An 8,625-nucleotide genomic window follows, 5' to 3' on the forward strand; every position below is an offset into this window, starting at 1 on the left:
GGGGCGATGGACTTACCTGTATCGTGCAGTTGATCAACGTGGTCATACGATTGACTTTTACCTTTCCGCTAGACGGAACAGTAAATCAGCCTATTGTTTTTTAGGAAAAATCTTCAATACGGTGAAAAAATGGCAAATTCCACGGGTCATCAATACAGATAAAGCAGCGACCTATGGCCATGCTTTATCACGGTTAAAGCGAGAAGGAAAATGTCCAGTAGATATTGAGCACAGGCAGATTAAGTATAAAAATAATGTCATTGAATGTGATCATGGTAAGTTAAAGCGGATCATCAGGGCCACATTAGGATTCAAATCTATGAAGACGGCTTATGCCACAATTAAAGGTATTGAAGTCATGCGTGCACTACGTAAAGGACAAGCATCGTCATTTTATTATGGTCAGCCTCAAGGTGAAGTGTGTCTAATCAACAGGGTTTTCGGTCTCTAAGCACTTTTAAAAAGGAACTTCATCGACTCAAATCTCTATTTGCAACAGTGCCTTCTTTAATTCAATTTTCTTTGAATAAAAACTCGATTTCGTCCCATTGAGGTAACGTATGCTTTTTAGGTACGACTTCAAACTGTAAGTCAACACAACTAAGTACTTTTTCAAATAAGTCAAATGAGCCAGTGAAATGACCGTTTTCAATCTCAGAAATTGTTGTTTTATTCACCCTAGATTTCTCCGATACAGTCTTTTGTGTATAGCCGAGTTTTTTCCTGGCCAATTTTATGTTTTCTCCAATCTCTTTTCTAGAAGCCATACTATTTTTCCGATTTCACAATATTGTATTAGCCATATAGCGAACCTTGTATAATTTATATGCAATGTTAGCTATATAGCAAATATTAAACGTTAGATCATAATAACTTTATAGATAATGCCTATGAGCATTCCTAACCTGTATCTCATCTAGCCTTCGAAATAAGAATTTTCCAAATTCAATACACTTCATAAAGCCTGTATATAGCATCTAGGCTTTATATATTCCTCATCATATTAATATTCTTATTTAATTAGCCATCCAGGTGTGTCTATTGGGGAGTAATCAAAACTGGTTAATTGAATAAAATTTAGGCCGCGTTCCTAATTTTAATGTAATGTAAAAAGAACGGTTTTTATATAAGGACATGATCATGAGTCCACATTCACAACAAATAGATAGGTCTAGACTTTTGGCTAAAGCATCCTGGAAAGCTGCTGAACAGCTTGGACTAAAGCCAGAGCAATTTTTAAGAATTCTGCATCTTGAAGGGATTGATGGTGAATTTTCTGAATTACAAACCTTAGATCCGAATTCTCAACAAGGGGAAATAGCACTAATTGTAATTCGGATTTACAGAGCTGTTTATAGCCTGAATGGTGGTGATATTAAATGGATGCATCATTTTCTCAATTCCCCTAATTCATTAACTGGAGGAGTTCCTATAGAACAGATGGAAAGTATGAATGGACTACTTTCTGTACTTAAGGCCGTAGAAGCCTTTCCATGTTAAGGTACTGACTTTTAAAGAATACCAAGAATTACTTAGGAACAAAAATAAGTATAGTTATCAGATAATATTGTTAGAGAAGTCCTAAAATAGCAGGCTATTATCTTGAGCACCTCTCCCTTTCATCTCTAGGCCCAGATCCAGTAGAAGTATAAAAAAGGATTATATAAATCATAAATACATATCATTTGAAAATTTCTAAGTTTCTATCAGAAGCTGTTTTATTACAGGGTCTAAATTCATCTAATGTTCATCCAGAGCCACTTTGTATACAATTCACTGATAAAAAAATTAGATCTATAGAATTAGAAGTATCCTTAAATTTATACTTTTTATATTAACCGTTTATCCAGATTCTATTGTTTTTCGAAGGAAGAAAAGTTTACCATCTGATTACGTCACAAAATCAAATAATGGATGAGTTATGAACAACAAGCGTGGGGGAATCAGAGAAGGTGCAGGTAGAAAACAGAAATACAATGAACCTACCAAAACTGTAAGAGTACCTTTATCCAAGGTCGTAGAGATTAAAGATTATCTGAACAAAGCAGATAGCCAATGCTTTAATGATGTCGCTTTAATCACTCCTGTACAGCCATCCACTTACATGCAAATTCCTTTAGCAGCCGAGAAGATTGCTGCTGGTTTCCCTTCCCCTGCTCAGGATTATGTAGACAAGACATTAGATATGAATGAACACCTCATTAGCAATGAGGCTACGACGTTCATTGTAAAAGTGGCCTCTCTTTCCATGAGAGATGCAGGTATCGAAATTGATGATGAACTTGTGGTTGATCGTAGCCTTGAAGCCAAACATGAAGATATCGTTATCGCTCTGATCGACAATGACTTTACTGTTAAGCGCTTGATGATTGAAGGTGACTATCGCTGGCTTAAAGCTGAGAATTCTGATTGCTCTGATATACATCTTAGAGATGGCCAGGAGATGGTGATTTGGGGTGTAGTGACTTATGTCATCAAACCATTCAGGAAACGTAAGTAACTACTCTCTTGGTTTCATCATATGGCATATACCAACAAGATATTTGCTTTGGTAGATATCAACAACTGTTATGTCAGTTGTGAACGTATCTTTAATCCAGGTCTAAATAACAAACCTGTAATTGTCCTCTCTAACAATGATGGCTGTGCTGTGGCACGCTCCCAGGAAGCCAAAGATTTAGGTATCAAGATGGGAGTGCCCCTCTTTCAAATTAAGGACATTGTAGAGCAGCATAAGGTCCAGGTACTCTCAAGTAACTATGCTTTATATGCAGAAATGTCTCGCAGATTCATGAAGGTCCTGTCTAAGTTTGTAACTCCTGAAGAACAAGAGGTCTATTCGATTGATGAATGCTTCTTGGACTTGACTGCTTATACCAAGAAGTATGATTTGACTGATTATGCACAGACGATTCGTCAGCGTATTTTTACCTGGCTCGGTTTACCAGTATGTATTGGCTTAGGTAGGACTAAAACTGAAGCCAAAATGGCAAATCACATTGCAAAAAATAACACCTACTTCAATGGTGTGTGCAATCTGGTTGCTATGGATTTTTGTGCTATAGAAAGCTTATATGAAACGATAGAGGTAGGTGAAATTTGGGGCGTAGGTAGGAAACATACAAAGAAACTAAATAGTCTTAATATTTATTCCGTGCTGGATTTCGTGATGGCCTCTTCTTTCATGATTAGGGATCAATTTTCCATTGTTATGCATAGAACATTACTTGAATTACATGGTGTCTCTTGTATCGAGTTAGAACATACTCAAGCCCCTCGAAAGCAGATTGTCGCAAGTCGTTCATTTGGCCAAAGGATTTATCATATTGATGATCTTAAAGAGGCTATGAGTCTCTATGTTCAAGATGCAGTAGCTCGCTTAAGAGGAGAGAATATGTTATGTGGTTACATGATTGGTTTCGTACAATCCAATCCATTTGATACGCATAGACCCTATTACAGCAAGTCTGCAGCACTTACTTTGCCAAAACCTACGGATAACGTATTAACGCTGTGTAAGATTGCCATAAAAATGATAGATGATTTATATCAGAAAGATGTAGGTTTTAAAAAGTGTGGCGTAATATTGACTTGTCTAGAGCCTAAATCTAGCCATATTTATGACCTGTTCACTGACATGAAACAAATAACCGCAGACAATAACTTGATGGATTCACTTGAAGAAATCCATCATAAGTTTGGAAAAACCAAGCTTGCCATGGGTGCAAGTATGTTACCGAATAGAAGCTGGAATATGTCTCGTGATCAACTGAGCCAAAACTATTTTCAATGGGACCAATTGCTTTGTGTAAAATAAACTCATGAATACTTAGTAATCCTGATCTTATTCCACCCCCTAATTATTTTTTCTTTTTTAAAATTTCTTGTAAGTTTTCAGCAGTAATGCCTGTGAAATTGTTTTCTTGTAGAAAAGTCAGGATTTCATCTACTGTTACTCCCCCATTAAAAAGTTGAAGTAAAGTTTCCTTATGTTGAGAAAGTAATTCATTTCGCGTAAGTGTTTTTTCATTCACTTTGACTAGATGGCGGCGAAGAATATCTTCAAAATTTTTAGCATCATTAATGCTATATATTTTTTGGTTCTTCGCTACATATCTTGAAGGCTTTTCTTCTTTTGCTGTTACAACTTCAAGAGAATTTTCTGTTGAGAATGCAGAATTTGTATTATCTGGATTTTCACTATCGAATTTTAAACTATTCTGATCTTGCATCATATTTCTTCCTTAGGAATAAATGTACAAGCCAATTATTCTGAATATATCACTGGACAGAAATGGCAAAACATGACCCTTTTTTGATTTTTAATTTACTGAAAAAAGTCATCTTTTGCGCTAAGAACAAAAAGAAAAAACAAGCATGATTTTCATTATATTCATTACATCCAATGAGCCGAAAAAAGTACAGGATGGGACGATGTATATCACATCGTCCATTTCACAAATATCGAGCTCGCTTCGCTCGGTCTCAATTTGTATATAGTAGAAAAAAATGAAAAAGGCTTTAAGAAACAAACAAATTATTATTCGGCTCACAGAAGATGAGTATCGGCAGATTACAGCTTCCTGTGAAGTCCTACACATGAATCAAGCAGATTATTTACGCAAGAAAATTTTTAATGAATCTCAAATCATTTTATTAGAAAAACAGGAAATTCATGATGTAAGAGTTACCGGAATTTTACTGACAAAACTTTTGGAAAAACTCAAAGATACACAACTCATTCTTTATGAATTAGAGGAAATAAAACAGCTCATCACTGAGATCAAAATGACTGTACGTAAACTCAATGATAGGTTGGATAAGATATGATTATTAAAGTCATTCCCAACCCGATTGACTCATCAATTGATGAACGCGTGACTGGATTATCTGATTATATTCAGCATCCGAAGCAAACGCGTATTAATTATCTACCGGAGTATATTAATCAGCTTCATCCTGGTTTTGATGAAGGTTTACTCTCTGAAAAATGTGTCTATTCAAACTCGAGAAACTTTTTAGAGGTTCCTATCTATCAAAAAACTGAAACGTCGAAAACTATCAGTTCAAACTCTCATGTGATTGACCCAATCGTATTGAAATATCAAAAAATTGAAATGTCACAAACGGCCAGTTTGAACTCTCGTGTGATTGACCCAATCGTACATATGGTCGGAAGTTTTAAAAAATTTGAAGTTCCAACTGTTGAACAACTTGAAGAACAGATCGATATTTTAGCAAAACATCTAGGTGCAGAAGAGTTGCAAATGCAATATGCAATGCATCTGGATACAGACAATGTGCACTTTCATTTAATCGTCAATAAAGTTCATCCGTTCAAAAAAAATGAACACCATGAAAATAAAGTCATTGATCTTGGTGTGGGGTGGATTTTGAATGCAGTCCATCGAGCTACTGCAGAAATTGAAGCAAAACAGGGCTGGGAGCCGGAACCTAATCCAGTTTTCATTTATAACCATGAAACTGGACAGTGTGATAAAAATCCAGATTATGTACCTCAGCCTGATGCTGAAAAAATTTATTCGAAAATTCGAGATCAAGAACATCGACATCAACAAAAAAGTCGAATGAGCAGTGAAATTGCGGTAGGAATAAACTATCAACACTATATTGAAAATAATATCCAGCAGGTAATGAACAGCGCTAAAAACTGGAAAGACTGGCACCAGCGATTAGCCGAAATTGGAATTTTGTATGAAAAAAAACGTAATGGTAGTATTTTTAAAATTCAGACAAGTGAAAAGCAAACACTCACCTTTAAAGCCTCATTATTTTGTAATAAACAAGTCACTCTGAAAAACTTAGAAAAACGATGGGGGGATTTTACTCATCATGATGTCGATCACAAAATAATTCCTCTGATCAAGTTAAGCGATAATATTCAGCACGTCCAATCAGCAAAAACGACACTACATTCTTATCATTTGTTCAAAAATGAAGATTTTCTAGTTAAAGATCTCCATGACGTTTATTTAAAATTAAAAGTAGAAAAGGATTCAATTAGTAAAAATCGTAAAGATGAATATCAAAAAATTTCTTTTAAAAATGAAAATTATAAGCATGATAAACAGCATTTTTTAAAAGACTTACAACAAAAATTTCCAGAGCAATCATCTGATGCCATTTTTACATTACTACATTATCATCATCACGCGGATCAAATTAATTCGAGAGCATCACAAAGAAAAAAATATAACGCTCAACATAAAAACCTAAGTGAAAATACATCTCAAACGCTGAAAAAATGCTTTCCATTTTCCACAAGTTTTGATTCATCGAAAATCACATCTTATGCAGATTTTTTAAAATTTTTCCCACCTTCACATTACTTGCTTATGCAACAACAATTTTTATTTGACCAACGTCAATCTAAAAATTTTATTTGCCAAGATAATCCAAAGATCAAAACAGCAAGAATCATTTTCGATTGGCATCAACCTCATGAACCTATTGCCATTCAAAATCAATATGGGATCCTCGTCTTTAGCAACTATTCTCTCGCCCGGCTGCAACAATGTATCAAAGTACTGGATCCTAATCAGAAAGGAACTCTCAGAGGCTCGTCAGAATTTAAAGACTTGTTCCATATAGCTTTGCAACATAGAGCCCAAGATATCAAGGATGTAAATAAAGAAAGGGCTTTACCAAGTTTTGAACGTTTGTCTCAAAACAATATCGAATCTTGCTTTACTGAACTATTTAAAAGATTTAAAACTACCCACGCACCTCAAAGTACTGCCATTATTAAAACTTGTTTGCTCTTAAATTGTTGCGGTATACCAATGGTGTTACTTCAATCAACATTAGAAAGTTGTATTAATCAAAAGAAATTGCCTGATCTTAAAGAAGATGATCTAAAGACCTTAAAACTTAGGATTCAAAAACTGATTTATACTCAGCCCAAAGAACTGAATAAGCAATATTTCAATTCATCTGATATTGAATATTGTTGGCAACTATATTTCAGTCTACAAATTTCTCCACTCAAGCAACCAAAAGAACAGAAGTACAATTCACAGCCTACATCTTCATCTTCAACACTAGAATTAGAGCTTGTGCCTAAGGCTGAAAAGAAGAGAACAATCAGACTTCCTGAAAATTTAGCTGAATCGGAGTTTGAACAAATGCTGCAATACTTTGAACACAGTCGAAGACTCAAATTTCAGAAAAAACAAGAAGTAGAACGCTTGAATACCTTAGCATCTTCAAAAAAAACTTCTATACCTTCTCAGCAGTCTAAAATGATGTTTTCCTCTAGGAAAAAATATGTCATAGAATATAAGTTTGGACATAAATTTTATCTAGATCAGCACGAGACTGCATTCATTGAAGCAAAAGATGCTTCATATATTGCTGTTGTAAGTGAAAAGAATAATCACATTCTTGATGCTTTACTTCTAGCAAAAGAGAAATATGGTACGGTGCAGGTCTACGGCAGTGAAACATTTAAAGACCAGGTAAAAGGATTAGCTACAGAATATAATATTCCAATTGTACTTGAAGAAGAATTAGAACAAGTATTCATTCAAAAAAGTGTCCCCCCTACCCCGTCTCCTTTAGAACTTAGTTTAGAAGAAAGGGATTTAGGCATACCTTTAGCAGAAGAACGAGCAGAGAAATTTTATGAGAATCAAAAAATTGATTCTCGAATGAAAGACAAGGAACAAAATTATTCCAAAGATAATGATTTAAATTATAGGTTATAAAATAGCCTAAGAATTGCTTAGGCTAATACATAGGAGGATTCAGGAAAGTATTTAAGAAATTCAACTTTCACTAAATCAATATTATTCACTTCAGGATTCTCTGTTAAAAAGTGTTCTAACCAAACCAAAACTGCTTCATGATTGTTATAGCAATGGTTCACATCTAAATAATTAGCAATGCCAAATCCCATTCCTACATTTAATTGTTTAATCAACTTATAGCCCATAAGCTTAGCTTTACGGCTTACCCATAACTCATCCGAAGTAAACATATAAAAACTCCTGCACCAATTTATTGTGTTGCAGGTTACTATTCCTCTAATTTACAAGATATAATTTGATTTAGATAGGCAAAAATACTTGTTATAGGTAAATATAACCTGCTGCAGGTCATAATTTATCAAAGTATTTAATTTAATGCAATAAAAATAACCTGTAGTAGGTTATTTTTAAACTTTGAAAGATAATATGATTAGATGTAAGTTAGCCAGCCTTATGGGTGAACGCAAAATCTTAAAATTAAGTGATGTTGTCCATGCAACGGGAATTAACCGTAATACTCTCACCAATATGTACTATGACAGAGCTGTACGTATTGAATTACCGGTAGCAGACAAACTGTGCAAATTTTTTAGCTGCACAATGAATGATCTATTTGAATATCTAGAGGATTAAGTGGACTTAGCCTCTATTATTTATATGTATTCCACCTTAACTTAACTATCCATATAAATTATTTGGTACCTACTAATCTTGGATTATTAAAACCGCATAAGTTATGTAACTTATGCGGTTTATGTGTCAGGAATCTGTCCACTTATGGGCGGCTAAAGGCGTACGCATTTTTTGTCATCTTTCGCCTCTTGCAAAGTTCGCTCATATTAAACAGCAGTATTCA

The 8,625-nt window shown here is 34.6% G+C and carries 9 protein-coding genes and 1 pseudogene; 7 read left to right on the top strand and 3 right to left on the bottom strand.

Going from position 1 to position 8,625, the window contains the following annotated elements:
* Positions 1–451, top strand: a pseudogene (locus HADU_RS10560) (IS6-like element IS1008 family transposase); the annotation flags it as partial.
* A 61-nt stretch (positions 452–512) separates the two neighbouring features.
* On the opposite strand, the gene HADU_RS10565 reads toward HADU_RS10560, so the two are convergent.
* On the bottom strand, positions 513–767 hold the full coding sequence (locus HADU_RS10565) for a helix-turn-helix domain-containing protein (protein WP_008306065.1): 255 nt from the start codon (positions 765–767) through the stop codon (positions 513–515).
* 373 nt (positions 768–1,140) lie between these two features.
* On the opposite strand from HADU_RS10565, the gene HADU_RS10570 reads away from it, so the two are divergent.
* The 3 genes from HADU_RS10570 (at position 1,141) to HADU_RS10580 (ending at position 3,817) form a co-directional block, all read left to right on the top strand.
* Positions 1,141–1,500: a hypothetical protein gene (locus tag HADU_RS10570; RefSeq protein ID WP_008306067.1), complete on the top strand. Its 360-nt coding sequence runs from the start codon at positions 1,141–1,143 to the stop codon at positions 1,498–1,500.
* Between the two features lie 421 nt (positions 1,501–1,921).
* On the top strand, positions 1,922–2,500 hold the full coding sequence (locus HADU_RS10575) for a LexA family protein (RefSeq protein ID WP_008306069.1): 579 nt from the start codon (positions 1,922–1,924) through the stop codon (positions 2,498–2,500).
* A gap of 21 nt (positions 2,501–2,521) precedes the next feature.
* Positions 2,522–3,817 (top strand): Y-family DNA polymerase, encoded by a 1,296-nt coding sequence (locus tag HADU_RS10580; protein ID WP_008306070.1) that lies wholly within the window; start codon positions 2,522–2,524, stop codon positions 3,815–3,817.
* A 43-nt stretch (positions 3,818–3,860) separates the two neighbouring features.
* On the opposite strand, the gene HADU_RS10585 is transcribed toward HADU_RS10580, so the two are convergent.
* Positions 3,861–4,235, bottom strand: coding sequence for a hypothetical protein (locus HADU_RS10585; RefSeq protein ID WP_034592760.1), 375 nt, complete (start codon positions 4,233–4,235; stop codon positions 3,861–3,863).
* A gap of 274 nt (positions 4,236–4,509) precedes the next feature.
* Between HADU_RS10585 and HADU_RS10590 the strand changes: the two genes are divergently transcribed.
* Together HADU_RS10590 and HADU_RS10595 are read left to right on the top strand one after the other, a co-directional pair.
* Complete coding sequence (locus tag HADU_RS10590; protein WP_008306072.1) at positions 4,510–4,830, top strand: plasmid mobilization protein; 321 nt, start codon at positions 4,510–4,512, stop codon at positions 4,828–4,830.
* Positions 4,827–7,727: a relaxase/mobilization nuclease domain-containing protein gene (locus tag HADU_RS10595; protein WP_008306073.1), complete on the top strand. Its 2,901-nt coding sequence runs from the start codon at positions 4,827–4,829 to the stop codon at positions 7,725–7,727. The genes HADU_RS10590 and HADU_RS10595 overlap by 4 nt, the downstream gene beginning before the upstream one ends.
* Positions 7,728–7,744: 17 nt before the next feature.
* On the opposite strand, the gene HADU_RS10600 is transcribed toward HADU_RS10595, so the two are convergent.
* The gene (locus HADU_RS10600) at positions 7,745–7,999 is read right to left on the bottom strand and encodes a hypothetical protein (protein ID WP_008306074.1); all 255 of its coding nucleotides are present in this window, start codon (positions 7,997–7,999) and stop codon (positions 7,745–7,747) included.
* Between the two features lie 196 nt (positions 8,000–8,195).
* On the opposite strand from HADU_RS10600, the gene HADU_RS10605 reads away from it, so the two are divergent.
* Entirely contained in the window at positions 8,196–8,402 is a 207-nt protein-coding gene (locus HADU_RS10605; RefSeq protein ID WP_034592763.1) for a helix-turn-helix domain-containing protein, read from the top strand.
* The last annotated feature ends 223 nt before the right edge of the window (positions 8,403–8,625 follow it).

Origin of the sequence: Acinetobacter sp. HA, assembly GCF_000264725.1 — a bacterium.
Classification (GTDB): Bacteria; Pseudomonadota; Gammaproteobacteria; order Pseudomonadales; family Moraxellaceae; genus Acinetobacter; species Acinetobacter schindleri.

Coding starts and splice junctions, on each gene's coding strand:
- HADU_RS10565 (WP_008306065.1), bottom strand. CDS start 767: ATGGCTTCTAGAAAAGAGATTGGAGAAAACATAAAATTGGCCAGGAAA.
- HADU_RS10570 (WP_008306067.1), top strand. CDS start 1,141: ATGAGTCCACATTCACAACAAATAGATAGGTCTAGACTTTTGGCTAAA.
- HADU_RS10575 (WP_008306069.1), top strand. CDS start 1,922: ATGAACAACAAGCGTGGGGGAATCAGAGAAGGTGCAGGTAGAAAACAG.
- HADU_RS10580 (WP_008306070.1), top strand. CDS start 2,522: ATGGCATATACCAACAAGATATTTGCTTTGGTAGATATCAACAACTGT.
- HADU_RS10585 (WP_034592760.1), bottom strand. CDS start 4,235: ATGATGCAAGATCAGAATAGTTTAAAATTCGATAGTGAAAATCCAGAT.
- HADU_RS10590 (WP_008306072.1), top strand. CDS start 4,510: ATGAAAAAGGCTTTAAGAAACAAACAAATTATTATTCGGCTCACAGAA.
- HADU_RS10595 (WP_008306073.1), top strand. CDS start 4,827: ATGATTATTAAAGTCATTCCCAACCCGATTGACTCATCAATTGATGAA.
- HADU_RS10600 (WP_008306074.1), bottom strand. CDS start 7,999: ATGTTTACTTCGGATGAGTTATGGGTAAGCCGTAAAGCTAAGCTTATG.
- HADU_RS10605 (WP_034592763.1), top strand. CDS start 8,196: ATGATTAGATGTAAGTTAGCCAGCCTTATGGGTGAACGCAAAATCTTA.